The organism is Pandoraea vervacti, assembly GCF_000934605.2.
GTDB classification, from domain to species: Bacteria; Pseudomonadota; Gammaproteobacteria; order Burkholderiales; family Burkholderiaceae; genus Pandoraea; species Pandoraea vervacti.
The window spans coordinates 1,306,652-1,330,925 of the sequence record NZ_CP010897.2 but is presented as its reverse complement, the minus strand read 5'-3'; the positions used below and the strand labels follow the sequence as shown (position 1 = coordinate 1,330,925).

The window sequence follows — 24,274 nt, the reverse complement described above, 5'->3', positions numbered from 1 at the left end:
CACATTCATGCACAAACAAGGAGACTTTCCATGAACGACCCGAAGGATGCCCATCGCGCAAAACCCGGCGGCATCGGCAAACGAAAATCGAAGGAAGAGCGAACGCTGAACGTTCCGAAATCGCTGGCAAGACAGGGATATGTGGTCTGGTTTCATGACCACGGGAAGTATCTGGGACTGGCGTGGAATGAGGCTGCCTCGGAAATCGAAAAGGCGCATGTCACGAATGACGATCACGCGATCTACTTCGAGACGTTCGCGCAGGCGGCAGTCGCGTGCGACAAGTTCGTCAGCCCCTGCCGCGTACTGCACTGCCCGGGGCCGGGAAAACCACCGAAGCTGATGGGATAGTCAGATGAGGCGGACCGTCTTTGCGATCGGTCCGCCATGCGTCGTCATTCCCCCCATGGTTACCCGCACATCTCGGAGCGGGTATGGCCGTCGGAGCGCGACGTCAAGCGAGCTTTGCGACGAAGTGTGTTGCCGCGACAAGTGCCGCGCCAACGCTCACCATCGTGCCGATCAGCCGCCAGGTCAGCGCGTGCAGTTCCTTGTGCAACTCCCGGTGCACGGCGGCGAACCCCTGGTGCATTTCAACGCGCACCGCGACAATTTCTCTGGCCAGATCCTCTCGAGTCGCAAGGGTCGGCAGAATTGCCTCGACCTTGGTCATACGCGCTTGCAATCTCCCGTCGCCATGCTTGCGACTCGCAGCACTGGCTCCCGCTTTGAACCGAGCCGCTCGTGAATTAGTTTTCCGGAGTGTTCCCATCTTCATCAACATCTTCTCTCCCGCCTCCACCCTTGCACCGGCAAACCTCAGTGCGTGAAAAATCGATGTGCCGCGCAGGCATCCGGTGAGAACGTCGCGGTAAAACCGGCGGTAATCACGCGTCGGACCCTGAATGCCCTGCACTGCATGACAGCCACTCTATCGCGCGAATCCGCATTGCGGTGCTACGTAGTCCCCGACGTCCTCGCGTCGAGATAAGCCACAATCTCCTGCGCCGTCGCACGCGCGCTTCGCATCACACCGATGAGTGTGGCCGACGCGTATCCCGTCCACTCGCCATACCCGACAAGCCAGAGCCTCGGCTCATCGATCGATCGCGTTCCCGCCACGCGGATTCGCCCATCCGCGTTCACAATCGAGAGCGGCTGCAAGTGGGTCAGGGAGGGCCGAAATCCCGTGCACCAGATGACCGCATCGACGTGCGAGCGTGTGCCGCTCTCCCACACCACGCCGTCCTCGACAAACCGGACAAACGGACGCACCGTGCGCAGCACGCCCCGCTCGCGCGCCGCCAGCACGGACGGCACCATGACGATATGCCCCAACCCGCTGTCGGGATACGGGTCGGGCAAGCCGCGCTGCGCGGCCTGCCACCGCGCCGTGGCCCGCTCGAACAGCACGCGTCCGTCGACATCGTCCGGCAGGTAAGACGGAGGACTCAGCGTGACCCACGTCGCATCGCATAACCGCGATACCTCGGCGTAAATCTGCGCACCGGAGTTTCCACCGCCGACCACCAACACGCGCTGACCCCGCAACGTCTCGGGACCGGCATATTCCGCCGAGTGCATCTGACGCCCGCGAAACACCGCCTGGCCCGGATAAGTCGGCACGTACGGCGAGCGCCATGACCCGGTCGCGCTCACCACGGTTTGTGCCAGCCAATCCCCCCGGTCCGTGCTCACTTTCAGCCCGTCGTCTTGCGCGAACACCCCCGTCACCGTCACGGGACGTTCCACGGGCACTTCATAGCGCGCCTCGTACTCGCGCAGGTACGCAACGGCTTCGTCGCGGGACGGATAATGCGCCTCACCGCCCCGCATCGGCCATCCCGGTAGCGAACTCCACTGCGCGGGAGAGAAGAGTTGCAGCGACGGCCATGCGCGCTGCCACGCGCCGCCCGCCGACGTCTGGTCGTCCAGCACGACGTAATTCACTTTCCAGCGGCGCAGAAAATAGGCGGTCGCCAATGCGGACTGTCCGCCGCCGATGACGAGCGTGTCGATGCGCCGCATGAACGTTTCGGAGGTTTCGGAGGCTTCAGAGACTTCCGACGCTTGGGACGCCTGCTGCGACGCCATTTCGAGCGAACTCATGCGGCGTCCTGTACGTTACGTTCTTCCTTTGCGTCGCGTTCGTCCGGTTCCATCCGCGGCCCGACCTGACGGAAGTAGCGGCCGGGCGACTCGCCAAAGGCGCGGCGAAACATCGCAATGAAATTGCTCGGCGTGGAATACCCCAGCGAATCGGCGATGGCGCCGACAGGCTCCCCGTTGGCCAGTCGCTCGAGCGCACTTACCAGACGCGCCTGCTGTCGCCATTGCGTAAACCCCATCCCTGTCTCCGCAACGAACAGGCGCCGCGCGGTTCGCGACGACACCCCGGCACGCTGCGCCAGCACCTCCAGCGACGTCTGCCCGCCGAGATCGGCAAGCACCGCCCGCGCCACCCGCAACACGCGCGCATCGGTGGGCATGGGCAATCCGAGCGGCTCCGTCGGCGCGAGCGCAATCTCGTCGATCAGCACCTGAGCGAGACGCGCCTCGTCCTCCGTCAGCGCCTCGCGCGACGCCCACGACGCCGCGCGCTTGACGAGCGCCGCCAACAACTCCGAGACCCCCACGACACGAGGCGTCGTCGGCAGCTTCGTCGCAGCGCCCGGCGCGACCAGCACGATCCAGCCGCTGACCACGCCCGACAACGACACGCGATGGGTCACGCCGGGCGGGATCCATCCCGCACGATACGGCGGCAGCACCCATGCGCCGAAGGGCGTATGAACGTGCACCAGTCCCGAATGAACGCAGAACAACTGCCCTCGCACATGGGCGTGCCAATCGAGCTCGCGCGTGCCGATCCTGAACAGGCTGCGTTCATGATCGCTCCCCCCGAACGCCCACACCGGCGGGCCGTCCAGCCGGTCGTTGGGCTTGTAGCGCGCAAACGGCGAATCCTCCAACTTGATCATGGGCACGTCGGTTTTGCGATGCGACAGGCTTAACGGATCGCTACTCATCTCTTTGTCCGATCTGCATTGTTTTATGACCAAACGATGTTATCAGGTCAACACGTGACGCGCAGACAATGAGCGCAGTACCACCCTTGGCCGCCTCGTGCGGCGACTTCAAGATCATGTCTGCCTTGCATGTCAACATCATCGGCGCGGGTCTGGGCGGCCTGTGCCTCGCTCAGGGCCTGCGCCGCGCGGGCATCTCGTTCGATGTCTATGAACGCGACACCGCGCCCGAAGCCCGCTTTCAGGGATACCGTCTTCGCATCGACGCCGACGGCCTCGATGCGCTCGCCCGATGCCTTCCCCCCGGCCAGGTCGAGCGCGTTCGCGAGCGCGCGGCAATCGCGCGCACCGGCGGGCGCTTCGTCACCCCGCAACTCACCGACGCCGACGTCGTTCTGCCGCCGAGCTGGCACGACGCGCATACGGACGAGAGCGTGACCGACCATCGCCGGCGCACCGCGCCGGTGGCCGCACGTCAGACCGCGCAGCCCCCCGACATTCCGGGAGACCTCAGTCTGCACCGCCAGACGCTTCGTGAAATCCTGCTCGACGGCATTCTCGATCACGTCCATTTCGGGAAGTCGTTCTCGCGCACGACCACGACGGCCGACGGCCGCCGCGTGGCGCACTTCGACGATGGCTCCCACAGCGCTCCGGGCCTCGTCGTGGCCGCCGACGGCACGCACTCCCGCGTGCGTGAATATGTGCTGCCGGGCATGACGCCTCGCGACACCGGCGACCTCTGCATCTACGGCCTCACGCCCCTGTCCACGGCGCTGCTCGTGTTGATGGACGCACACGGCGAAGCCACAACGATGGAAGGCAGCACCGTCGTGTTCGCCGATGGCTTCGCCGTCGTCATCGAAGCCATGCTGTTTCGTCGGGCGCACGATGCAAGCGCCTCGCCCCCGGCGGACGGCGCCCCGCACCGAATGCCGCTGTCCCCCGTTGCGGACTACCTCTACTGGGCCTTCATCGGCCCGTCGCAAACGCTGCTGGGCGCCTTCCACCCGGCGGCAGAGGTTGCCGGCATTGCACCGCTCGCGCGCATCGACGCGCTGACCGAAGGATGGCACCCGCACCTCGGCGCGCTGTTCGCACACGCCGTGCCCGAGACCGTCCGCACGATGCCGGTGCGCAGCACCACGAGCCCGCTGCCGTGGCAGGTCGATAACGTCACGGGGCTGGGGGACGCGGTTCACACCATGAGTCCGGCGGGCGGACTGGGAGCCAACAGCGCCTTGCGCGACGCCGCCCGACTCGTCGAGCATCTGCAGCGTGCGGCATCGGGACACACGTCTATCGACCAGGCCATCGCCGCCTATGAGCGCGACATGTGCGAACGCGCAAGAGAGGCCGTTCGCCTGGCGGACGCCGGCGCATCGCTGCTAAGCGCGCGTCGCCAGACGGCCGCCCAGCCGTCGCGCACAATCGACGACGCCATACATCTGTGAACCGGCCGCGCTCCCGTGTTACTTTTACGCCAACGTGACTCAATGTGACCAAGCGCGAGGAGTGACCATGTACACCGTAATGGGTATCACGGGACGCGTCGGCGGCGTCATCGGCCACGACCTGCTGACGGCGGGACTGCCGCTTCGGGCCATCGTTCAGGACCCGGTGAAGTCGAGCCGGTGGGCCACACTCGGCGGTGAAATCGCCGTGGCCGAAAACGGCGACGTCGATGCGCTCACCAATGCGTTTCGCGGCAGCGAAGCCGTGTTCGTCATGCTGCCGCCGAACGCCGACCCCGAGCCGGATTTCTCTCATGCGCGTTACCTGATCGACGCCATCGTGAAAGCGCTGGACGCCACGCGGCCGAAGCGCGTGGTGTGCCTGTCGAGCATCGGCGCGGACAGCGACGTGCCCAGCTTGCTCACGGCGCTGCGCATGTTCGAGACGGCCCTGCTTCCGCTTCACTTGCCGGTCACGTTCCTGCGCCCCGCGTGGCTGATGGAGAACTTCTCATGGGATATCGCGCCCGCGCGCGAGCGCGGTGAGTTCCCGAGTTATCTGGCCCCGGTCGAACGCGCCTTGCCGATGGTGTCGACGAACGACGTTGGCCATTTCGCGGCACGCGCCATGCGGGAAGATTTCGACGATGTCCGGATATGGGAGATCGAGGGTCCCGAGCGCTACTCGCCCGACGACATCGCCGCCGCGCTCGCGCGTGCGCTGGTAAGAGATGTCCGCGCCGAAGCGGTACCCCGCGCAGGCTGGGACCCGTTGTTCCGCGCGCAAGGCATGCGCAATCCCGTGCCGCGCATTCAGATGCTCGATGCGTTCAATGACGGCACGTTCCGGTTCCGCGACGACGGCAGCCACACGTTGCGCGGCGAGGTCACCTTGCTCGAAGCGATTGCCGCACTGGTCCGCGAAACATGACGCGACGCGGCCTGACGCCCGTCAGGTCGTCGAGCAGGCAATCCACCCGCGCTCAACGCGACACGCCGCAAACCGGCGTCTGCACCAGCAGGTCTTTCCACCGAGTCTGCCAGTCGCCATCATGCGCGAGCCCGGTGACCACCACCGTCCGCACGCAATCGCCGCCCACCGCCGCAGCGAAACGTCTGGCGACTGCTGGTGGCACCACCTTGTCCTGCTCGCTGCTGAAGTGAATCTGGGGAATCTGCGCGACCTGGCGTGCCACGTCGACGGGATTGCGTGAGGCGGGCATCGCGGACACATCGTGCAGTCGATTGACGTACTCGACGTCGAGATTGCCGGCCACCGTTCGCAGGGACGCGACGTCATGACGTCGCGCAGCGATCAGCACCGCGATTGCGCCACCGCCTGAAAAGCCGATCAACGCCAGCGACTGCCCCGGCGTGCGCGCCGCCAACTGCGTAATCTCGGCGTCCATCGCGTCGACGATTTCCGGCGCGAAGCGTTTGCCGGTCCAATATGCGATGTCGCAGCGCGGATTGTCTTGCATCGGCGTGAACTGACAAGGCCGGGCGAGGTAGGCCACGTTAGCGGACGGATCCGTCGCGGCCAGTGCGAGCCCCGTGGCCGCCACCGGCGTGGGATCTAGCGACGGCTCCGTGCGCGACACCCATGCCAGTCCGTCGCCTTCGATGTAGATGCGCAGCGGTTTGTCCGCGCGCGTGATGCGCGAGAACACCGTCAGCCGGAAGTCCCCGGCCTTCAGCACTTCGCGTTTGAGCCCGGCCGGCGCCGCCAGCGAATCGGCGTGCGCATTGCGATCCAGGCTCGCACAGCCCGACATCAGCGCGACGATTCCCACGCCGAGAATCCCCGTCACCCGTCGCGTGGCGCGTCGCCCCCGGCAATCACCGCGCATGAGGAGCGCCCCGGGCCACGAACGTCGTCAACTCGTCGGCGACCCGTTCGACGACCGTCGCCCATTGCGAGCGCGCGGGCTGGCGGAAGAGTCGCATGCCCGGATACCACGGCGAATCGTCTCGATCGAGCAGCCAGCGCCAGTCGGGTACAAACGGGAGCAGAACCCACACCGGCCGTCCCAGCGCCCCGGCCAGATGCACCGGCGAGGAGTCCACGGACACCAGCAAATCCGCCAGATGCAGGATGGCTGCGGTGTCTTCGAAATCGCGAATCTCGTCGCTGAGCGACACCATCGTCATGCCTTTGGGCGGTGTGTTCGCCTGCGACGCGGCGGGTCCCTTCTGAATCGACAGGAACGTCGCACCGCTCGCACCCAGCGGTGCGAGCTGATCGAGCGTCATGGAGCGATTGCGATCGTTCACATGTTCGGGCCGCCCCGCCCAGACCAGGGCCACCCACGGCTTCGGCACATCGGCGAGTCGCGCACGCCAATGCGCGACGCGTGCGGGATCGGCGCTCAGGTACGACACGTCGCCCGGCAGGTCGGCGAGCTTGAGCCCCATCGCCATCGGCAGGCTCATCAGCTCGCAATGCTGGTCGAACGACACCGGCAACGTGCCGCGCGCCACAATATCCTCATCGCCCCACATGCGCCGGGCGATGGATAACGTCTCGGGATTCACTTCGAAGATCACGCGTGCCTGACTGCGCTCGCGCGCCCATCGCGCCATGCGCATGAACTGGAACGTGTCGCCGTAGCCCTGCTCGTCATGAATAAGTAGCGTCTGTCCGGGAATTGGCCGGCCGTCCCAGCGCGGACGTTGCACCTTGCGCTCGATGGCCTGGGTATGTTCGAGGCTGTAACGATAGCGATACTCCTGCCATCCCCGCTCGAAGTCTCCCAACAGCAGCAGGGCTTCCGCCAGATCGAAACGATTGGAGAGATCGCCCGGCACCTGCCGAGCGAGCATGGCGAGCACGTCGCGACCCGCTTCGGCCTTGCCTTGTGCGCGCAAGGCCATGGCTAACAAGCGCCACGTCGACATGGGCGCTGCACCACCGGCAACGGCCTCACGCAGCAGCCCCTCGGCCCCCTCGTAATCCTGCACCTCGATGCGTCGGGCGGCCGCCTGGTGAATCGCAGCCAGCGCTTGCGTCGGGCCCGCCTGCGACATGTCGATGCCGGGCGCGACCGGCGGCGGCGTCAAACCCGCGGCGTTTCGTGCCGAGATATCGGCCTCTACGGCGGTGAGTGCGGCCTGCGCGCTGGCGTTTTGCGGCACCTGCTCGATAGCGGCGTGCGCGCTCACGAGCGCCTCGTCCAGACGACCAACGAGCCGAAGAATCGTCGCACGCGCCACGAGCGTCGACGGATGTTGTGCCGCGAACGCCGACATCACTTCGACGACTTGCAAGGCCGATCCCACATTCCCTCGAGAGAGCTCGATATCGGCCAGGTTGCGATAAGCGTCGACAAAATCCGGTGCGAGTTCGATGGCGCGACGGGCTAGCGTCTCGGCCTCGTCGAAACGCCGCAGCGCGCTTAGCATCGACGCCAGATTGCTCAGCGTGTCGACCCGTTGGGCGTCGAGCGCCAGCGCGCGGCGGTAATGCGTTTCGGCCACATCGAAACGCTGCAACAGCCGCGCCGTATTGCCAAGATTGTTTTGCGCATCGACCGAGCCGGGCTGCAACTCGCTTACCCGCATGAGGCACGTCATGCTTTGTTCGAGCTGCCCCGCTTCCTGCAAGGCGATACCGAGATTGTTCCAGCCCGCGGCGAACGCCGGATCGATTTGGACCGCACGTTGCCCTGCATTCACGGCATCCGCCAGACGCCCCGCCTGACGATACATCTCCGCGAGGTCCGACCAGCAGGCCGCGTGCGCGTGCGCCGCCCGACACGTTGTCTCCAGATGTCCGATCGCCATATCGCGCTTGCCATAGGCGTGCGCCATCAGTCCGAGCAAGTAGTGCGCATCCGGGTGATCGGGAGCGACTTCCAGCACGCGCCGGCACAGGCTCTCGGCCTGCGCCGCCTGTCCCGCCTGCCAATGGGCGTTGGCCAGCGTCATGGCCTGTGCGAAGGTCAGCGTCTCGGAGGCTTGCGCCGGTGTGTCGGCGCGCGCGGCCGACGAGGCTGAAGAGGGCGTCGAAGAAGAATGGGTGGAGGACATCGGACGAAGATCGGAGGGGCTCGATAGGTCGTAGGCACCGCGATACTTTCACGGCGGTCACGGCCATGTCAATGGCCGCGACCGCCGACGTTCCTTCCTATTCTCCCCCACGCACTGCGCGCGCCAGACGGCGATCCGACGTACTGCCGCCTTAAGGCATGGCGCCTACGGCCCGAAAACCCTCACTTGCCCGGAATAAACTGATTCGTATAAAGCGACTCCACCGGCTGCGCGGAACGGACGACCTTTTTGTCGACGTATGAGTTCTGCACATGCGACACGATGGCCGGGTCGAACTCGCCCGGGCGCAGACGACTCGGGAACACATACTTCGCGTAGTAGGTCAGCACCTTCGTCACGAAATCGAGCTTGTCGGCATAAGACGGCACCGCGCTCACGTAAGCGTTGGACGCCGCCACCGGATCCGCCTCGATTTCCGTCATGGCTTTCATCGTCGCCCGAACGAATTTGGCGATCGTCTGCGGATCGGAAGCAATCTTCTTGTCCGACGCAATGATTGCCTGCCCCATACCGGGCGTCAGCTGATCGGTCGGCCGGTAATGCACCTTGACGCCTGCCTCCTCCACGCGTGCGCCCCACTCCGGCGTGCCCACCAGTCCATCGGAGCGACCGCTCGCCACGTCCTGCCACACCCCGTTCGGTCCGCCCGCGTAGATCGTCACGTCGCTCTTGCTCAACTTGCCCGCCGCCAGAATGCCAAGCGTGACGTAGTACGACGTGTCCTCATACGACATGACGGACAACGTCTTGCCCTTGAGATCGCTCGCTTGTGCGATGTTGCGATCCGCACGTGTGATGAACTGATGCAGCGGGTGCCCGCCGAGCAATGCCACGCCCTTGACGTTGACGCCGTTGCTGCGCAGCAGGATCGGGGTATCGCCGAGCGCATCGCCGATATCGCCGTTGCCCGCCGCCAATTGCTTGCCGACGGCCGCGCCGCCATGCACGGCGATCCAGCGAATCTTCAACCCCTCCTGAGCGTAGTAGCCCTTGCTCTGCGCAAGCATGAACGGCGCGAAGGCCAATTCGCCCGGCGGCGCCGCCAGCAGGAATGTCACTTCCTTGAGCGGCGCCGTGCCCTGCGCCTGCGCCGACCACGCGCTCAATCCGAGCACGCCGATCACGCCGAACACGCAGGCGTCGCGACACAGCCGCCAGCCGGCTGCCATCCATTCCTTGCCACCCTTCCAAGCCGTCCAATCGTTTCGCTTCATGTTGCGCTTTACGTTCACCTTGTCCTCGCGTTGTTGAAGTTCTGTTTCGGATGAATCCCCGCACTGCCTCACACATCACAGGCGACGCCTCCCCGCTATTTGCCCGCCAGTCGCTCGGCATTCGCCCGTCACTCACATCGGGCAGGCCATGGCCCGCTATGCGTCGCGCTCCTGCTTTCCTTGCGCCTTACCCGCGCCATGCACTGTGAAGAACTTCGCGCCGCGCATCTTCTGGCCGACGGCCTGCTCGTAGGCTTCACGCACGTCATCCGGCTGTCCCGCCTGCCCCAGAAAATCGTGCAGATAGGGCCCGAGCAGCGGATGCGCCGACAACGCCTCGCGTGTAAGCCCAGTGAGCATTTCCTCCCGACACGCGGAGGGCAGAAACACACGCTCGTTTTTCGCGGGATCGGTAATCAGCCCTTTGGGCGTTGCCCCGCCGGCAACGGCTTCCAGTTCCTCGAAGAACCGGCGACGCAGCATCACAACGCCGCGGTCGCTCGCGCCAAGCGTCTCTTTGGTCCTGTCGGTGATCCGCCCCTGACCGACCCACGCCGCGAAGTCCTGATTCGCGACATGCGACGTGATCCAGTCGCCGTTGTCGTCGTAAAGCGGGCCGTACCACGTCGGAATGCGCGACTGGACGTAAGGCTCCTGCTCCTTGGGTACGCGATTGAAGACCCAAAATACCGACAGCGTGTTCTCGTCGTCGATGGGCACGCGCCATTCGAAGTGATGGCCCAGATAAAAGCCGTTCGGCCACAACGTCACGCGCCCGACCGTCCACATCACGTTGTCCTCGGTCTCCGCTGCGCGCAAACGCTTGTAGACGAAGCCATGTTCGAATTCCTCGTACGCAGTCTTCAGATGCGTGGGGACATAACCGGCCTCGGCGTCTTGCTGACGTGCGGTCCAGTTGTTGTGCGTCCATTCGAAATGCACCGGGTCGATCGAGTTTTCCTGGCACTGGAACCAGTTGCAGGGAATCTCGGCCATGACGACCTGCGCAAAGCCATGCTCGTAGCTGAAGGGCTCCCAGTCGGGCAGTTCGGGGGCCGGCAGCGGTCCCATGTAGGCCCACAGCAGGCCGGCCTTCGGGCGCACTTCATAGGCGGTGATGCGTGTCTTCTGACGCAGGCGCGCCGAGGGATCGACGATCTCTTCGAAGGGTTGATGCGTGCAGGCGCCGTCGCGGCCGAACTCCCAGCCGTGGTACGCACAGCGCAACCCGCATTGCTCCACGATGCCGAAGGCCAGATCGGCGTTGCGGTGCGGACAACGCCGCTGCACCAGCCCGTAGTTGCCGGACAGATCCTTGTAGAGCACGAGGTCTTCGCCGAACAGGCGGATCGGGCGCACCGCCTTGTCGTCGAATTCCGAGACGCCGGCAACCGGATGCCAGTAGCGCCGCAAGTAATCGCCCATCGGTGTGCCGGGGCCGACTTCGGTGAGGAGTTTGTTCTTTTCTTGACTGAGCATGATCGGTTCGTCTGGAACTGGGGAATGCGATGATTTTTGATCGCAAGACGCGCGCAAGGAACTACCGCAAAATTCAATTGAGTTGCCGTTCGTCTCAACCGTATGCGTATGCGCACGCGCCGGTTCGATCCCCATGCGGGCGGCAGCCCCCACAAGAACGAGCGAGACGCCATGGATCAACTAAGCGAAGTGCTGGCGGATGTGCACGCCACAGCCGTCGTCACCGGCCATTTCACGCTGCACGCCCCGTGGGCGTTCGATAAGGAAGCCGTACAGGGCATTCCCTTCCGGATCTGCCGCGGGGCGTCGTGCTGGCTGCACGTCGAAGGAGAGGCGCCGGTGCTGGTGCGCGAGGGCGATGTCGTCCTGCTGCCGCACGGCAGTGCGCATCGGATGTCCAGCACACCGGACGTCCCGGCGGTGCCATTCAACGACTTGCTCGCCGAGCGCGGCATCACGCCGCGCTCCGATACGCCGCTCGCCATGGTCGTCGGGGCCGAGGGACCGACGTGCGAGCTGCACACGGCGATCGTGGGTTTCGCGTCAGCGCATCGCCACCCGATCTTTGCGCTCCTTCCCGCAGTGATTCACATTCGACAGGACGACCCGGCTGTGGCCCCGTGGTTGAAAGCGACGTTGCAGAACTTCATCGAAGAGTCGATGGAATGCAAACCCGGCTGGATGATTGCCGCTGCGCGCCTGTCGGACGTGCTGTGTGTCCAGATGGTGCGCGCGCACGTGCTGCAAAACGAACGCGTAGGCGCGCATCGGCTCAAGGGGTTGCTGGACAAGCAAGTGGGCCGCGCGGTGCTCGCGATCCATCGCAACCCGGCCGCCGCCTGGGACGTGCGCCAACTGGCTGAGCTGGCCGGCATGTCCCGCTCGCGTTTCGTCGCGCGCTTCACAGCGCTCGTGGGCACCGCTCCGATGACGCATCTGAGCGGCGTTCGCATGCATCTGGCCGCCGAGGCGCTAACTACGCGTACCCTGCGCGTGGCAGAAGTCGCGGACAAAGTGGGCTACACCTCGGAGAAAGCCTTCTCGCGCGCGTTCAAACGCTGGTGCGGGGACACACCGAGCGCGTTCGGGCAGCGCACCCGCGACCTGCTCGACAGCAGCGTTCACTGACGGCGGGCCGCACGGACCGGCGCAGTGGCGCGGTGGCGGTGGCGACGCCCGGGCCGTCGCGTCATCACATTGTCACGTCGGCGCCGAGCGCGCTCGCCGGCCTTACGCTACACTCGCCGAACGCCCCCCAAAGCGCCTTCAGCTTCTTGAAGGCCATGCCTCCGGCCCATCCCACGACAGGAAAATTTTCATGAGCACCCACATCGAAACCATCGCCGTCAATCGCATCGACGGCACGGCAGCCACGCTCGGCGAGTACGCCGGCAAAGTACGACTGGTCGTGAACGTCGCCTCGAAGTGCGGTCTCACGCCGCAATACGAAGGGCTCGAGCGTCTGTATGAGGACAAGCGCGCTGCCGGGCTCGAAGTGCTGGCGTTCCCCGCGAACAACTTCAAGGGGCAGGAGCCGGGCACGGACGCCGAAATCCTCGACTTCTGCACCACGCAGTACAACGTCACCTTTCCGCTGTTTGCCAAGATTTCCGTACTGGGCGACGATCGTCACCCGCTGTACAGCGCACTCGTCGACGCCAAGCCGGAAGCGACCGGTGAAGGCCCGTTCCGCGAGCGCCTGAAGGGCTTCGGCGTCGAGCGGGACAATCCCGCCGACGTGCTGTGGAATTTCGAGAAGTTCCTGATCGGCCGCAACGGTCAGGTCGTGGGCCGTTTCTCGCCGGACGTGAAGGCCGACGATCCGCGCCTGCTCGCCGCCATCGACGCCGAACTCGCGAAGTAAATACACGACGTCAGTACGCCGCGTGACAGGCAAAAGGGGGCAATGCGCTACGCTCATAACGCATGCCCCCTCGTGCCGCGCCGCTCCCCCCGGAGACGGCGCGCTCGCTACGACGCTTGCGCAGACTCGTGCTGCGACTTTGAATTGCACGGACTCAGCGCTTGGCCGTGTCGGTCATGAACTTGCCGCTCGGCGCTTCTGCCCCCTTCTTCTGACGACGCGTGTTGCCGTCCAGCCCTCCGTCGACCGCCCATTCCGCAAACACCGTCGGCCCCGGCTCGAAGTCGCGCGGCTGCCACTCCGGCGTGAGGATGTCTTCGTCCGCGTAGTACTCGATGAGTGCGCCGCACGGATTCTTGAAGTACCAGAAATACGCCGATGAAATCGGGTGACGGCCCGGCCCCAGTTGCGTTTCCCAGCCGCAGCGGTCGATATGCATGCCGCCGCCGAACACCTCGTGAATGTCGCGTACCGTGAACGCCACATGGTTCAGGCCGCGCTTGCCGTTGGGCAGCGCCAGCAGGAACAGGTCGTGGTGACCGCCGTGCGGCGCGCAGCGCATGAAGGCGCCCCGGTCCGGATAACGATCCGAGAGTTCGAACCCGAGCTTTTCCTCATAGAACGTCTGCGTCGCAGCCAGCGCGTTCGTAAAGAACACGACATGACCGACCTCGATGGGCTGGGCACGCTCGTACACCGGACTCGGGGTGTTCACGCGCTGCGCCGGCAGTCCCCACGGGTTGGTCGGCGCGCCCTGCACGTCCAGCGCGCGTTTGGTCGTGACTTCGACGCGCACCGCCAGGCCGTTCGGATCGATGCAACCCGTCGCGCCGTCCTGGAAGAAGTAGCCCGGCTGCCCTGCCAGGCGGTCGGCAATGGCCGCGACTTCCTCGGCCGTCGTCACGCCCCACGTGACTTCGCGCAGCGTCGGTCCGTCTTCCATGGCAGGCGGCAGCGATGGATCATCGTGACGCACGGCCAGCACGCGGCAACCGTTGAGCGTTTCGAAACGCGCGCCGTTGGCGTCGAGCGCGACTTCGGTCAGGCCCCAGTCGGCGAGAAACCGACGGCAGGTGTCGAGGTCCGTGACCCCGTAAGTGATTTGTTCGATGCCAAGAATCGTCATGACAGTCTCGGGTGTCTCGGGTAATGGGTTCGGGTCGGGCGATCAAAGATCCAGCGTCAGACGGTCGCCTTTGCAACCCGACACACAGATCATCATCACTTTGTTCGACGCACGCTCGGATGCGCTCAGCACCGAGTCGCGATGATCCGGGCAGCCTTCGAGCACGCGTGTCTCGCACGCACCGCACACGCCTTCCATGCAACTGTGTTCGGCGTCGATGCCCGCAGCGATCAGCGTGTCGAGCAACGTCGCACCGGCAGGCACGGCGACCTCCCGGCCCGACTTCGCCAGCGTCACGACATAGCCCTCCGAGGTCGCAGGCGGCGGCGCGTCGGGCGCTGCGGCAAAACGTTCGATGTGAACGTTCGCGATTCCCGCGTCGGCACAAGCCGCTTCGAAGGCGTCGAGCATCACGCCCGGGCCGCAGCAGTACGCATGCGTGCCGGCGGGTTGATCCGCCAGAAACGCCGCGAGCGACGCCGGCTTGTCGTCGTGCTGATCGTCAAAGTGGTAGGTAATGTCGCCACCGAGCGCATTGAGTTCTTCGACGAATGCAGCCTGAGGCGACGTGCGCGCGCAGTACATCAACTTGACGTTGCGTCCCAGCGAACGCAGTCGGCGATACATGCACAGAATCGGCGTGACGCCGATGCCGCCCGCGACCAGCACGGTGTGCTGCGCCGTTTCGTCGAGTTCGAAGTGATTGCGCGGCGCGGAGATGTCCAGCGTCATCCCGACACGGAAGTTGTCGTGAATGAAACGCGAGCCGCCCCGGCTTTTCGGATCGGCCAGAATGCCGAGGACATAGCGATTCGGCTCGCCCGGCGCGTTGACGAGCGAGTAACTGCGCACCAGCCCGCTCGGCAAATGCAGATCGATGTGCGCGCCGGGCGTGAAGTCCGGAAACGGTGCGCTGCCCGCCACAGGCACGAGTTCGATGCTCATGATGCCTGCCGCTTCATAGCGAAGCGTGCGCACCATTGCCGACAGGTTTGACTTGCTCATAACGCCGCTCTCTGATGTTGCTGATTTTCCTGATGTCCGCGCCGCTCACGCCGCGGACAGATCGATGTCGAGACGCGCAAATGCCTCGATCTCCACGCGCAGTTCCGGAAACACCAGACCGCTTACCTGCACGAGCGTGGAGCACGGATACGCACCGCCGTTTGCCGCCACGTCCGCAAAGAATTCGCGGCGTGCACGACCGACTTCGTCCTTGTCGGCAATGTCCGTCACGTACACCACCAGCTTGTAGACGTTGGCGAGGCTACCGCCGCCCGCCTCGACCAGCGCGCGGATCTTGCCCAGCACCACGAGCGTCTGCTCGTAGGTCGTCAGCGGTTTTTGCGCGTCGCGCGTGGCGGGATGCGCGGTCATGCCCGACATCAGGATTTCATTGCCGAAGCGAATGCCGTTGGTCCACGTTGCGGTGCCAAGGTCCGGCACCGCCTGCGCACGGATGCGTTCGGCCTTGATGGGGGATTCGATCTGCATCGCCTGTCCTGTCTCGTGTGTTTGCACGGCTTACGCCTTGCCCTGCTGCATGCGTTCGAGCTCCGCCTTCGCCAGATTCTTCAGATGGCGACGCAGGCGCACGATGCCCATGTCGTGCTGATACAGGTGCTCGTTCTGGTTGGCGTCCGGCTCCATGTCTTCGAGCATCACGCGGTCCTGTTCCAGCACGGCCCAGTGGCGCGCTTCGAGACGGTTGCGATACAGGAAGCGCCACGTGTCGCGCTGCCAGCCGTCGAGCTTGCGGCAGCGCCAGTGGAACACGGCGGCGAGCGTGGGCGAGATCGGCGTGTAGCTGCCCACGATGACGAAGTTGCCGCCAGGACCACCGGTCTTCGGGTACGGGATCTCCAGACGCATCCAGTGCGTGCCGGTGTCCGCCCACTCGGTCCAGTCGAAGTTCACGTCGCGCTGGCCTTCCTTCTCGAAGACGAAGCCACGGTCGGTGTCGCGAATACGGAATGCGGCCGTGTTGTCGCCTTCGGCCATCGAGTGCGACTGCTTGTGCAGGTACGTGCCGTGCATGGGATCCATCACGTTATCGAGCACGTAACGATAGTCGCCCTTCCACTCCGTGTAGCACAGGAACGACGAGAACTCGCCGTCGGCATCGAGCTCCGCCGGCAGCACGAGCGGCGGCGGCGTATCGATGTTCTCGGTCGCGTTGTACAGCCAGACGGCGTCGTTGCGCTCGACGATGTGATACGCCTGCGTCGGACGCGAGCCTTCGAGCTTGCAGCCCGGGCTGCCCGGCACGCGCGTGACCGTGCCGTCGCAGCGCACTTGCACGCCGTGATAGCCGCAGGCGATGCGATCGCCCATCACGATGCCTTTCGACAGCGGCGCGCCACGGTGCGGACAATGGTCGTCGAGCGCGTGCACCTTGTTGTCCTGGTCACGCCAGAACACGAGCTTCTTGCCCAGACGGCGCAGCGAGACAGGCTCACGGCCGATCATGTGCGACGGGCAAATCGGATACCAAAGGTTCTTCAGGCCGCGCTCGAGAATGGCGTCGGCAGTGAGAATGGGCTGTTGCGTTGTCATGGGGGACCTCTCTAACCTCTGTATCGCGTTCGTCGCTCACGCAAGCGGGTGAGCGGCGATCGCGTTAGGTGGTGTTTTACTCTTCGGCCAGCTTGGCGATCTGGGCTTTGTAGACCTCTTCGGTCCACACTTCGCCTTCCTGCGGGCCGGGGCCGGTGCGATTCAGATAGGCGACGAGACCTGCCAGATCGTGCGTGCCGGCCGCGTAGGCGCGCTCGATGGCGTCGCCCAGCAGGCTTTCGTATTGCGTCGGCTCATGGCGACGCGCTTGATGCGGTTCCAGATAACGGTCCATTATTTCCCTCCGTTGCGAACCCGTTCGCGAATGCGCGCGTGCACGGGAACAAAGTCGTAAGTCGGATAGCATTCGGTGCGGAACACGCCCCACGCCGAGCGCTCCAGCTCCACATTCACTACTGGCAGCAGATGCGGCGGCAGTTCCAGCGTGACGATCTGGCCGAAGCCCATCGCCACCGTCCACGACACCACTTTCACGCCGGCGGGCGGGAAGCGCTCCCACCACTCGGCGGCCTTCAGACGCTCCTGAAATTCGTCGAGATTGTTCGACTGATCGTGACGCAGGAACACCGTCAGCAACAGGGTTTCGGGTTGGGCGGCGCCCGGTGTGGTCTCACTCATCACGCCCCCCGCCTTATTGCACGAACTGGTTGGTGAACAGATCGTCCACCTTCGACTTCTCGCGGATGACCTTCTCCTGCGCGTAGAAGTCCTGCAGCTTCGTCACGCGTGCCGGATCGAACGCGCCCAGGCGCTGCTGCCCCGGATACACATTGCGGGCGTAGTACGTGAGAATCTTCTCGATCTCGGCTTCCTTGCCCTTGTACCCCGGCACGGTCGCGCAGTATTCCTTGGCGGCACCTGCCGGATCGCGCATGATTTCCGCCACCGACCTGACCGTGGCACGCACGAACTTGCGGATCATCTCCGGCTTCTCGGCAATGGTCTTGTCGGACGCCAGAATCGCCTGCGCCATGCCCGGGAAGTACTTGTCGGTCGACGTCATGGTGATCTTCACCCCGGCGTCTTCGATGTTCTGCGCCCACTCGGGCGTGCCGACCATCACTTCGGCCTTGCCGGTCGCCACTTGCTGCCACACGCCGGCCGGACCGGCGCCCTGGATACGCGCGTCGTTACGCGTGAGACCGGCCGACGCCAGCAGACCCAGCGTTGCGTAAAAGCCCGTGTCCTGATACGCCAGCACGGTGATCGTCTTGCCCTTCAGATCAGCGGGCGACTTGATGTTCGCGTCATCGCGCACGACAAGCTGGTGCAGCGTGCGACCGCCCAGCAACGCCACCCCCTTGATGGGAATCCCGTTCGGGCGCAGCACGATCGGCGTGTCGCCGAGCCCGCCGCCCAGATCGCCATTGCCCGAGGCAAGCTGCTTGCCCACGTCGGCACCGCCCTGCACCGTCAGCCAACGCACCGACAGGCCTTCGGCAGCGTAGTAGCCCTTCTTCTCGGCCAGCATCAGCGGCGCGAACGCCGGCAGGTTCGCCGGGGCCGGCAGCAGATAGGTGATCTGCTGTTGCGCGGCTGGCTGCGCCATGACCGGCGCCGCCACGCTCGTGAGTCCGGCCACAGCGCACAGGCCAGCCGTCAGGAAGGCGCGACGCGCCAACGATGCACGGAAAATCGACAACATATCTTTGCCTCGCTCAAGTTTCGGATGACCGCGATGCCCCGTGCATCGCGGCTTGCCACATTCGCTTCACATTCGCCCTCACGCCCGCCGCACGCGCGGCAAGGCATGCGCCGGCGTCAGACCTGCCCCGCCCAGGCGAGCGGGCTATCGTTCATGCCCCAGTACAGGCTCTTCTGGTTCGTGTACTCCAGCAGCCCCAGACGTCCCTTCTCGCGCCCCATGCCGCTCTCCTTCCAGCCGCCGAATGGCGTCGAGATCGAGAACTGCTTGTAGGTGTTGATCCAGACGGTGCCGGTCTCCAGCGCACGGCCCATGCGCCAGGCGCGCTTGTAGTCGCGGGTCCAGATCCCGGCTGCGAGTCCATAGACGCTATCGTTGGCCTCGCGCAGCAGATCGTCTTCGTTCTCGAACGGCAGCACGGCAAGCACCGGACCGAAGATTTCCTCCTGCACCATGCGCGCCTGATTCGTCAGGCCTGCGATGATCGTCGGTTGATAGAAGTAGCCCTTCTCGCGACCATCGCCCGCCGGGCGCTCACCGCCGCACAGCAGGCGACCGCCCTCGTCCAGCCCGATGGCGACATAGCGCTCGATGGACTCGCGATGCGCCGACGTCACTAGCGGTCCCATCTGCGTGTCCTCGCGCAGCGGGTCGCCCACCCGCAGTTGCTTCGCGCCCGCAACGAGACGTTCGACGAACGTGTCGAAGATCGCCTTGTGCACGAACAGACGCGAGCCTGCAATGCACGATTCGCCCGACGAACTGAAGATGCCGTACAGCACACCGGCGACGGCGTGGTCGATGTCCGCGTCTTCGAACACGATGGTCGGCGACTTGCCGCCGAGTTCGAGCGAGACCGGCATGAGCTTTTCCGCTGCCAGACGGGCAATGCCGCGACCGACTTCGGTGCCGCCGGTAAATGCCACCTTCTTGACCTTGGGGTGACGCACCAGAATGTCGCCGATCACCGAGCCCTTGCCCGGCAGCACCGAGAGCACGCCGCGCGGCACACCGGCGGCTTCGCAGATGCGACCGAGTTCGAGCGAGGCGAGCGGCGTGACTTCCGCCGGCTTGAGCACCACAGCGTTGCCCGCAGCCAGCGCGGGCGCGAGCTTCTGCGCGTCGGAGGCGATGGGCGAGTTCCACGGCGTGATTGCCGCGATCACACCCAACGGCTCGTGCACGCTCATCGTCAGGTAGTCGCCGCGCGACGGCGTGAGCGTCTGCTCCAGCGTCTCCAGGCACGCGGCGAAATAGCGGAACGTGCCCGCCGCGCTCGCCACGAGGGCGCGCGTCTCGCTGATCGGCTTGCCGTTGTCGCGACGTTGCAGATGCGCGAGCGCTTCGGCGCGCTGCGTAATGCCGTCGGCCACGCGGTGCAGCACGGCCGCGCGCTGATGCGGTTTGAGACCGGCCCAGTCGGCACGACGCCACGCGGCGTCGGCCGCTTCGACAGCCTCGACAGCGTCGTCGGCGCCAGCAGCGGCGATCTCGGCGTTCACGCTCTCGTCCGCCGGGTACAGGCTCTGATAGCGCTTGCCGGTGCCGGCGCGCCATTCGCCGCCGACCAGAATATCGCTCGAAAACCCTTGCAGCAAATCTTGATGGCTCATGAGGCTCTTCCTGCTAGATCACACAGTTCGCGACGCGATTGCGCAACGCGCGAATGGCCGAATACGCGGTCAATGCCGACGTCTTGGGGTTGTCCGGCAACGGCTTGCCGCACATCTCCAGCGACATCTCGCCGAACGCGCCGCGCGCGGCGATGTGGTGCACGTTGCGCGTGGTGGCCGGGTCGGCGATCAGTCGCACGCGTGTTGCGTCGAGTCCGAGGCCCGCAATGGCCACGGTCGCCGCCACGTTGGCGTTTTTGGGGTACAGCCGCGCCGCGTCGCGGGCACTGCCTTCGAAGATCACCGTAGCAGTGGTAAGCGTCGCGAGGTCGCACACCTGCTCGGCGGGCGTGCCCTGCCAGCCCATCGGCGGCTTGCGGCCCGTGTACAGCACTTCGTCGAGGCCGCCTTCGCGGGCGGCGGCAATCGCGTCGATGCCGCCGATCGCGCCCGAGAGCAGCGTGACGGTCGATGCGCCGTCCTTCGCCGCTTGCTCCAGCGCAGCGAGCAACTCGGAATCCGAGAGCGCGCCGATCGACGCCACCGCACAGTCCACGCCCGACTTGAGCAGGGGCACCACGTGGCCCGACAGCGCGCTGTGGCCTGCGCACTCCAGCACGAAGTCCGGACGGCTCGTGAGCGCCTGCGCCGAAGACACCACTTCGGTGCCCGCGCGCACGCTGCTGCGCACCCGCTGCGCAGCGTCTTCCGGCACGATCACGTGGCCGACGCGCAGATACGGATCACTCGCGCATGCCTCGTAGACCTTCGAGCCGATCGCGCCGAAGCCGATCAGCGCGACATCGACGGGACGATGATTCCGTTCATGCATTCGCAGGCTCCCGTACCGGCGGACCGGCGAAATGCGACGCGAAGTTGCCGACCGACAGCATGTCGACTTCAAGCAGCACCGGACCCTCGTGCGCCACGGCGCGGGTCACCGCCCCTTCGGCCTGATCGATGGACGTGATGCGCTCGTGCTTGAGTTGCAAACTTGCGCAGAATGCGGCGAAGTCCGGCTGGTGCAGTTGCACGTAGTGGCGACGCCCGCCGTATTGCGCATCCTGAATATTGCGGATCACGCCGTAGCACTGGTCGTTCATGAGCAGGATCACCACGGGCGCCTTTTCCTGCACAGCCGTGGCGAGTTCGCCAACGTTGACCATCAGGCCACCATCGCCGCACAGTGCAACGGTCTTCTTCGCGTTGCCTGCGAGCGCCGCACCGATGCCCATCTGCATGCCCTGCCCGATGCCGCCCCCCAGCGCGTGCACCCCGGCGCGCGGCGAGAAGATCTTCAGCAGGCGGTTGCCCCACGTGCTGTTCGAGATCGTGACGTCGCGCACCCAGTTGAAGTCGCGCCCCAACGCGCCTTGCAGCGCGGCCACGAGCTGGCGATAGGGGCCGAGTCCTTCGGCCACCTGCTTGACGGCAGCGTCGCGCGCGGCTGCCAGATCGGCGTGGAACGCCGGGTCGACCGACAGACGGCCTTGCAGCTTGTCGGCCAGCGCGTTCAGCACCCGGGCGGCATCGCCCTGAATGAACAGGTCGTTGCGGTAGCCACGGTTGTCGGCCAGACCGTCGGCGTCCACGCGATACAGCGGACGCGGCAGGCCGAGCTTGTACTTGAGCGTTTCGTTGCCGCGCAGGCGCGAGCCGACGACCACGATGGCGTCGCAGGTCTTGTAGAACTTCTCGACGGTCGGATGAATGTTGAACGCGCCCAGCGTTGCGGCATGGTCTTCCGGCACGATGCCGCGACCTTGCACGCTCGTCACCACGCCGAAGCCCATGTCGACCAGACGCTTGACGGCAGCTTCCGCCCCACGTGCGCCGCCGCCCAGCCACAGCAGCGGGCGATGGGCCGATGCCAGCTTGTCGGCCAGCGCCGTCACGCGGGCGTCATCGTGCGTGGGCACCGGAATGTGCGGGGCCGCCAGGTCGGCCGGCCATTCGATTTCGGCGGCCTGAATGTCGATGGGAATCTCGACGCTCACCGGACCGGTCGGCGCAGTCAGTGCCGCACGCACGGCTTCGCGCACGGTCGAGAGTGCCGTGTCGACGCAACGCACACGATACGCCGCCTTCGAGATCGAGTTGAGCATGCTCAGCTGATCCGGCGCTTCGTGGATGTACGCGAGATCGCGATCGAGGAACTCGGTTTCGATCTGGCCCGTGATGTGCAGCACCGGGGTACCGGCCGTGAGGGCTTCGACCATGGCGCCGGCCGCATTGCCCGCAGCCGTGCCCGTGCTCGTGAACGCCACGCCCAGCCCGCCCGAGACGCGCGACAGGCCGTCGGCCATGTTCAGCGCACCGGCCTCGCCGCGCGCGCCGACGTAGCGGATATTGTCGCGACGCGCGATGGCGTCGAGGATCGGCATGTTATGAATCGAGATCACGCCGAATGCGGTCTTCACGCCGCACTGTTCGAGGAACGCCGCGATGACTTCGCCGACGGTGGTTTTGTTAGACATGTCTTGCCAAGCCTCCGGAAACATCGATATGGCTGCCCGTCGTGTAGGACGATTGCGGGCTGGCCAGGAAAAAGATCGCCGCGGCCGCCTCTTCAGGCTTGCCCAGACGTTGCAACTGGATTTGCTTCTTGCGTGCGAGTTCGCCGGTCCATTCCTGCCACGTCTTGCTATCGCCCGCTTCCTGTGCGGCAGCAAAACGACGACGCCACTGGCCCGACTCCACCAGACCGATGAGGATGGAATTGACGCGCACGCCATCGGGCGCAAACTCGCTGGCCATCGAGCGCACGAGGTTCTGGACGCCCGCGCGCGCCGAGGACGTCGCCACCATGTGCGGCTCCGGTTGCAGCGCGAGCAGCGAATTGACGCAGACGATCGCCGCGTCGCCGGTCTCACGAGCGGCCTCGCGCAGCATCGGCAGGCAGGCGCGCGTGGTGCGGATCACGCTGAAGTACTTCAGTTCGAGTTCTTCGCGCCATGCGTCGTCGGTCGTGTCGGCGAACGTCGACACGCGCCCTTGCCCGGCGTTGTTGACGAGCATGTCGAGACGACCGAACTCGCTGCGAATGCGCTCGACCAGCGTGGCGACGTCGCGCTCGTCGAGCACGTTGCATTGCGCGGCGATGAGGCGTGCCTGCGGGTGACGTTCGCGCAGATGGGCTTCGGCTTGCGCCAGACGCTCGGTGTTGCGCCCGCAGATCGCAACGGCGGCGCCGGCGGCCAGCAGGCGCTCGGCGGTGGCAAGCCCGATGCCGGACGTGCCGCCCGTCACCAGTGCTGCGCGTGCGCAAAGGTTGATCGTGATCATTTCAATCCCAGTGACTTCATGTAGGGGGTGGTCTGGCCGTCGGCGCCGGGCCGGTAATTCAGGCGATGCGAGAGCGCATCCGCCGCTTCGCGCACTTGCCCGATCAGACCCGCATCGAGCATCGACGCATCGATGTTCGCGCGCGGAATCGTGACCGTGATCGCGGCGCAGATGCGCCCGGCGTCGTTGCGCACCGGAGCGCTCACGACACTGATGCCACGCTCGAACGACGAGGCCGACACGGCGTAGCCACGCTCGGCGTCCTCGCGCACGCGTTCGAACAATTCGTTGAGCGTTTCCGGCGTTTGCGGCGTGAATTTCTCCAGCGTCTTCTCCGGGTACAGCGCCCGCAGTTCCGCGAGCGTCAAATCGCCCATGAGCACGTGGCCGTGCACAGTGGCGTGTGCCGGCAGGCGCGTGCCGACGTTCACCTTGATCGAGTTGAACACGCCGGCAACGCTCTGCGCCTTGGCGACGAACACGATGTCGCGACCGTCGCGAATCACGATGTGCGAGGTCAGTTGCGTGGCGTCGCGCAGACGCTCGATGATCGGGATACCCAGGTCGGTCAGTTCCAGCGAACTGAGGTATTCGAAGCCCAGACGCAGCACGGCCACGCCCAGACGGAAATTCTTCTCGCTGCCCGCACGCTCCAGAAAACCCATGGCTTCGAGCGTCTGCAACAGACGAAAGACGGTCGTGCGCGGAATGCCCAGACGCTGCGACAACTCCGGCGCGCTGAACACGGGCTCGCGCGGCGAGAACTGCGTCAGGATGCGCAGACCGCGCTCGAGCCCCGGCACCAGGTAGCGCGATTCGGCAGGCGCCGAATCGGCAACGTCGTCGCCTTCGCTCTGCCCGTCCTGGGACAGCAGCGTTTCGTCTTCGATGCGCTCTGCGTCGATACGCACTGCGCGCTTCGGAATCGCCGGCGCCAT

At 65.4% G+C, this 24,274-nt stretch carries 24 protein-coding genes and 1 pseudogene; 5 read left to right on the top strand and 20 right to left on the bottom strand.

Translation table 11 applies throughout. From position 1 onward, the window contains the following. The first annotated feature begins 30 nt into the window (after positions 1 to 30). The gene (locus UC34_RS06035; protein WP_044454655.1) at positions 31 to 351 is read left to right on the top strand and encodes a hypothetical protein; all 321 of its coding nucleotides are present in this window, start codon (positions 31 to 33) and stop codon (positions 349 to 351) included. Positions 352 to 454: 103 nt separating this feature from the next. Here UC34_RS06035 and UC34_RS06030 read toward each other — a convergent pair whose 3' ends face one another. The 3 genes from UC34_RS06030 to UC34_RS06020 form a co-directional block, all read right to left on the bottom strand. Then, complete coding sequence (locus tag UC34_RS06030; RefSeq protein ID WP_044454654.1) at positions 455 to 673, bottom strand: hypothetical protein; 219 nt, start codon at positions 671 to 673, stop codon at positions 455 to 457. A 284-nt stretch (positions 674 to 957) separates the two neighbouring features. Next, positions 958 to 2,028, bottom strand: a complete 1,071-nt coding sequence (locus tag UC34_RS06025; RefSeq protein WP_044457815.1) for an ArsO family NAD(P)H-dependent flavin-containing monooxygenase — start codon at positions 2,026 to 2,028, stop codon at positions 958 to 960. Positions 2,029 to 2,105: 77 nt separating this feature from the next. Then, on the bottom strand, positions 2,106 to 3,029 hold the full coding sequence (locus UC34_RS06020; RefSeq protein WP_335645758.1) for an AraC family transcriptional regulator: 924 nt from the start codon (positions 3,027 to 3,029) through the stop codon (positions 2,106 to 2,108). A gap of 116 nt (positions 3,030 to 3,145) precedes the next feature. Here UC34_RS06020 and UC34_RS06015 point away from each other — a divergent pair, with 116 nt between their 5' ends. Both UC34_RS06015 and UC34_RS06010 read left to right on the top strand, forming a co-directional pair. Beyond that, entirely contained in the window at positions 3,146 to 4,483 is a 1,338-nt protein-coding gene (locus tag UC34_RS06015) for an FAD-dependent oxidoreductase (protein ID WP_044457813.1), read from the top strand. A 67-nt stretch (positions 4,484 to 4,550) separates the two neighbouring features. Further along, positions 4,551 to 5,414: an NAD(P)H-binding protein gene (locus UC34_RS06010; protein WP_044454652.1), complete on the top strand. Its 864-nt coding sequence runs from the start codon at positions 4,551 to 4,553 to the stop codon at positions 5,412 to 5,414. A gap of 52 nt (positions 5,415 to 5,466) precedes the next feature. Here the strand turns inward: UC34_RS06010 and UC34_RS06005 are convergent, their stop codons facing one another. The 5 genes and pseudogenes from UC34_RS06005 to UC34_RS05990 form a co-directional block, all read right to left on the bottom strand. Next, the gene (locus UC34_RS06005) at positions 5,467 to 6,258 is read right to left on the bottom strand and encodes an alpha/beta fold hydrolase (protein WP_418303934.1); all 792 of its coding nucleotides are present in this window, start codon (positions 6,256 to 6,258) and stop codon (positions 5,467 to 5,469) included. Between the two features lie 64 nt (positions 6,259 to 6,322). Then, the gene (locus UC34_RS26110) at positions 6,323 to 7,510 is read right to left on the bottom strand and encodes a glycosyltransferase family 9 protein (RefSeq protein WP_052811269.1); all 1,188 of its coding nucleotides are present in this window, start codon (positions 7,508 to 7,510) and stop codon (positions 6,323 to 6,325) included. 285 nt (positions 7,511 to 7,795) lie between these two features. Further along, positions 7,796 to 8,410, bottom strand: a pseudogene (locus UC34_RS26105) (tetratricopeptide repeat protein); the annotation flags it as partial. Between the two features lie 284 nt (positions 8,411 to 8,694). After that, entirely contained in the window at positions 8,695 to 9,747 is a 1,053-nt protein-coding gene (locus UC34_RS05995; RefSeq protein WP_157123051.1) for an ABC transporter substrate-binding protein, read from the bottom strand. Between the two features lie 156 nt (positions 9,748 to 9,903). Beyond that, positions 9,904 to 11,226 (bottom strand): aromatic ring-hydroxylating dioxygenase subunit alpha, encoded by a 1,323-nt coding sequence (locus UC34_RS05990; protein ID WP_044454648.1) that lies wholly within the window; start codon positions 11,224 to 11,226, stop codon positions 9,904 to 9,906. Between the two features lie 171 nt (positions 11,227 to 11,397). Here UC34_RS05990 and UC34_RS05985 point away from each other — a divergent pair, with 171 nt between their 5' ends. Continuing rightward, complete coding sequence (locus tag UC34_RS05985; RefSeq protein WP_044457810.1) at positions 11,398 to 12,354, top strand: AraC family transcriptional regulator; 957 nt, start codon at positions 11,398 to 11,400, stop codon at positions 12,352 to 12,354. A gap of 190 nt (positions 12,355 to 12,544) precedes the next feature. Then, the gene (locus UC34_RS05980) at positions 12,545 to 13,090 is read left to right on the top strand and encodes a glutathione peroxidase (RefSeq protein ID WP_044454646.1); all 546 of its coding nucleotides are present in this window, start codon (positions 12,545 to 12,547) and stop codon (positions 13,088 to 13,090) included. Between the two features lie 154 nt (positions 13,091 to 13,244). On the opposite strand, the gene UC34_RS05975 is transcribed toward UC34_RS05980, so the two are convergent. The 12 genes from UC34_RS05975 to UC34_RS05920 all read right to left on the bottom strand — a co-directional run bounded on the left by UC34_RS05975 (position 13,245) and on the right by UC34_RS05920 (position 24,274). Next, entirely contained in the window at positions 13,245 to 14,216 is a 972-nt protein-coding gene (locus tag UC34_RS05975; RefSeq protein WP_044454644.1) for a VOC family protein, read from the bottom strand. Between the two features lie 42 nt (positions 14,217 to 14,258). Further along, positions 14,259 to 15,221 (bottom strand): PDR/VanB family oxidoreductase, encoded by a 963-nt coding sequence (locus UC34_RS05970; RefSeq protein ID WP_044454642.1) that lies wholly within the window; start codon positions 15,219 to 15,221, stop codon positions 14,259 to 14,261. A gap of 45 nt (positions 15,222 to 15,266) precedes the next feature. Beyond that, positions 15,267 to 15,710, bottom strand: coding sequence for a RidA family protein (locus UC34_RS05965; protein ID WP_044454640.1), 444 nt, complete (start codon positions 15,708 to 15,710; stop codon positions 15,267 to 15,269). 30 nt (positions 15,711 to 15,740) lie between these two features. Beyond that, the gene (locus tag UC34_RS05960) at positions 15,741 to 16,772 is read right to left on the bottom strand and encodes an aromatic ring-hydroxylating oxygenase subunit alpha (protein WP_044454638.1); all 1,032 of its coding nucleotides are present in this window, start codon (positions 16,770 to 16,772) and stop codon (positions 15,741 to 15,743) included. 76 nt (positions 16,773 to 16,848) lie between these two features. Continuing rightward, a complete protein-coding gene (locus UC34_RS05955; RefSeq protein ID WP_044454636.1) occupies positions 16,849 to 17,067 on the bottom strand; it encodes a recombinase-like helix-turn-helix domain-containing protein in 219 nt (72 codons plus the stop codon). Next, the gene (locus tag UC34_RS05950; RefSeq protein WP_044454635.1) at positions 17,067 to 17,411 is read right to left on the bottom strand and encodes a hypothetical protein; all 345 of its coding nucleotides are present in this window, start codon (positions 17,409 to 17,411) and stop codon (positions 17,067 to 17,069) included. Before UC34_RS05950 ends, UC34_RS05955 begins: the two co-directional genes overlap by 1 nt. Positions 17,412 to 17,424: 13 nt before the next feature. Next, positions 17,425 to 18,438, bottom strand: a complete 1,014-nt coding sequence (locus UC34_RS05945; RefSeq protein ID WP_052810913.1) for an ABC transporter substrate-binding protein — start codon at positions 18,436 to 18,438, stop codon at positions 17,425 to 17,427. A 116-nt stretch (positions 18,439 to 18,554) separates the two neighbouring features. After that, on the bottom strand, positions 18,555 to 20,051 hold the full coding sequence (locus tag UC34_RS05940; RefSeq protein ID WP_044454633.1) for an aldehyde dehydrogenase: 1,497 nt from the start codon (positions 20,049 to 20,051) through the stop codon (positions 18,555 to 18,557). A gap of 13 nt (positions 20,052 to 20,064) precedes the next feature. Then, on the bottom strand, positions 20,065 to 20,883 hold the full coding sequence (locus tag UC34_RS05935) for an aspartate dehydrogenase (RefSeq protein WP_044454631.1): 819 nt from the start codon (positions 20,881 to 20,883) through the stop codon (positions 20,065 to 20,067). Continuing rightward, a complete protein-coding gene (locus tag UC34_RS05930; RefSeq protein WP_044454629.1) occupies positions 20,876 to 22,528 on the bottom strand; it encodes a thiamine pyrophosphate-binding protein in 1,653 nt (550 codons plus the stop codon). Before UC34_RS05930 ends, UC34_RS05935 begins: the two co-directional genes overlap by 8 nt. Then, positions 22,521 to 23,336 (bottom strand): SDR family oxidoreductase, encoded by an 816-nt coding sequence (locus tag UC34_RS05925; protein ID WP_044454627.1) that lies wholly within the window; start codon positions 23,334 to 23,336, stop codon positions 22,521 to 22,523. The genes UC34_RS05930 and UC34_RS05925 overlap by 8 nt, the downstream gene beginning before the upstream one ends. Beyond that, the gene (locus UC34_RS05920; protein WP_084070976.1) at positions 23,333 to 24,274 is read right to left on the bottom strand and encodes an IclR family transcriptional regulator; all 942 of its coding nucleotides are present in this window, start codon (positions 24,272 to 24,274) and stop codon (positions 23,333 to 23,335) included. Before UC34_RS05920 ends, UC34_RS05925 begins: the two co-directional genes overlap by 4 nt.

What these genes read in the sequence shown, in the direction of transcription:
- UC34_RS06035 (WP_044454655.1), top strand. Translation starts at nt 31, where the DNA reads ATGAACGACCCGAAGGATGCCCATCGCGCAAAACCCGGCGGCATCGGC.
- UC34_RS05920 (WP_084070976.1), bottom strand. Translation starts at nt 24,274, where the DNA reads ATGGCGCCGGCGATTCCGAAGCGCGCAGTGCGTATCGACGCAGAGCGC.
- UC34_RS06025 (WP_044457815.1), bottom strand. Translation starts at nt 2,028, where the DNA reads ATGCGGCGCATCGACACGCTCGTCATCGGCGGCGGACAGTCCGCATTG.
- UC34_RS05955 (WP_044454636.1), bottom strand. Translation starts at nt 17,067, where the DNA reads ATGGACCGTTATCTGGAACCGCATCAAGCGCGTCGCCATGAGCCGACG.
- UC34_RS06015 (WP_044457813.1), top strand. Translation starts at nt 3,146, where the DNA reads ATGTCTGCCTTGCATGTCAACATCATCGGCGCGGGTCTGGGCGGCCTG.
- UC34_RS05960 (WP_044454638.1), bottom strand. Translation starts at nt 16,772, where the DNA reads ATGACAACGCAACAGCCCATTCTCACTGCCGACGCCATTCTCGAGCGC.
- UC34_RS06020 (WP_335645758.1), bottom strand. Translation starts at nt 3,029, where the DNA reads ATGAGTAGCGATCCGTTAAGCCTGTCGCATCGCAAAACCGACGTGCCC.
- UC34_RS05935 (WP_044454631.1), bottom strand. Translation starts at nt 20,883, where the DNA reads ATGCATGAACGGAATCATCGTCCCGTCGATGTCGCGCTGATCGGCTTC.
- UC34_RS05925 (WP_044454627.1), bottom strand. Translation starts at nt 23,336, where the DNA reads ATGATCACGATCAACCTTTGCGCACGCGCAGCACTGGTGACGGGCGGC.
- UC34_RS05965 (WP_044454640.1), bottom strand. Translation starts at nt 15,710, where the DNA reads ATGCAGATCGAATCCCCCATCAAGGCCGAACGCATCCGTGCGCAGGCG.
- UC34_RS06005 (WP_418303934.1), bottom strand. Translation starts at nt 6,258, where the DNA reads ATGTCGGGCTGTGCGAGCCTGGATCGCAATGCGCACGCCGATTCGCTG.
- UC34_RS05995 (WP_157123051.1), bottom strand. Translation starts at nt 9,747, where the DNA reads ATGAAGCGAAACGATTGGACGGCTTGGAAGGGTGGCAAGGAATGGATG.
- UC34_RS05980 (WP_044454646.1), top strand. Translation starts at nt 12,545, where the DNA reads ATGAGCACCCACATCGAAACCATCGCCGTCAATCGCATCGACGGCACG.
- UC34_RS05985 (WP_044457810.1), top strand. Translation starts at nt 11,398, where the DNA reads ATGGATCAACTAAGCGAAGTGCTGGCGGATGTGCACGCCACAGCCGTC.
- UC34_RS05990 (WP_044454648.1), bottom strand. Translation starts at nt 11,226, where the DNA reads ATGCTCAGTCAAGAAAAGAACAAACTCCTCACCGAAGTCGGCCCCGGC.
- UC34_RS06010 (WP_044454652.1), top strand. Translation starts at nt 4,551, where the DNA reads ATGTACACCGTAATGGGTATCACGGGACGCGTCGGCGGCGTCATCGGC.
- UC34_RS05950 (WP_044454635.1), bottom strand. Translation starts at nt 17,411, where the DNA reads ATGAGTGAGACCACACCGGGCGCCGCCCAACCCGAAACCCTGTTGCTG.
- UC34_RS06030 (WP_044454654.1), bottom strand. Translation starts at nt 673, where the DNA reads ATGACCAAGGTCGAGGCAATTCTGCCGACCCTTGCGACTCGAGAGGAT.
- UC34_RS05975 (WP_044454644.1), bottom strand. Translation starts at nt 14,216, where the DNA reads ATGACGATTCTTGGCATCGAACAAATCACTTACGGGGTCACGGACCTC.
- UC34_RS05945 (WP_052810913.1), bottom strand. Translation starts at nt 18,438, where the DNA reads ATGTTGTCGATTTTCCGTGCATCGTTGGCGCGTCGCGCCTTCCTGACG.
- UC34_RS05970 (WP_044454642.1), bottom strand. Translation starts at nt 15,221, where the DNA reads ATGAGCAAGTCAAACCTGTCGGCAATGGTGCGCACGCTTCGCTATGAA.
- UC34_RS05940 (WP_044454633.1), bottom strand. Translation starts at nt 20,051, where the DNA reads ATGAGCCATCAAGATTTGCTGCAAGGGTTTTCGAGCGATATTCTGGTC.
- UC34_RS26110 (WP_052811269.1), bottom strand. Translation starts at nt 7,510, where the DNA reads ATGTCGCAGGCGGGCCCGACGCAAGCGCTGGCTGCGATTCACCAGGCG.
- UC34_RS05930 (WP_044454629.1), bottom strand. Translation starts at nt 22,528, where the DNA reads ATGTCTAACAAAACCACCGTCGGCGAAGTCATCGCGGCGTTCCTCGAA.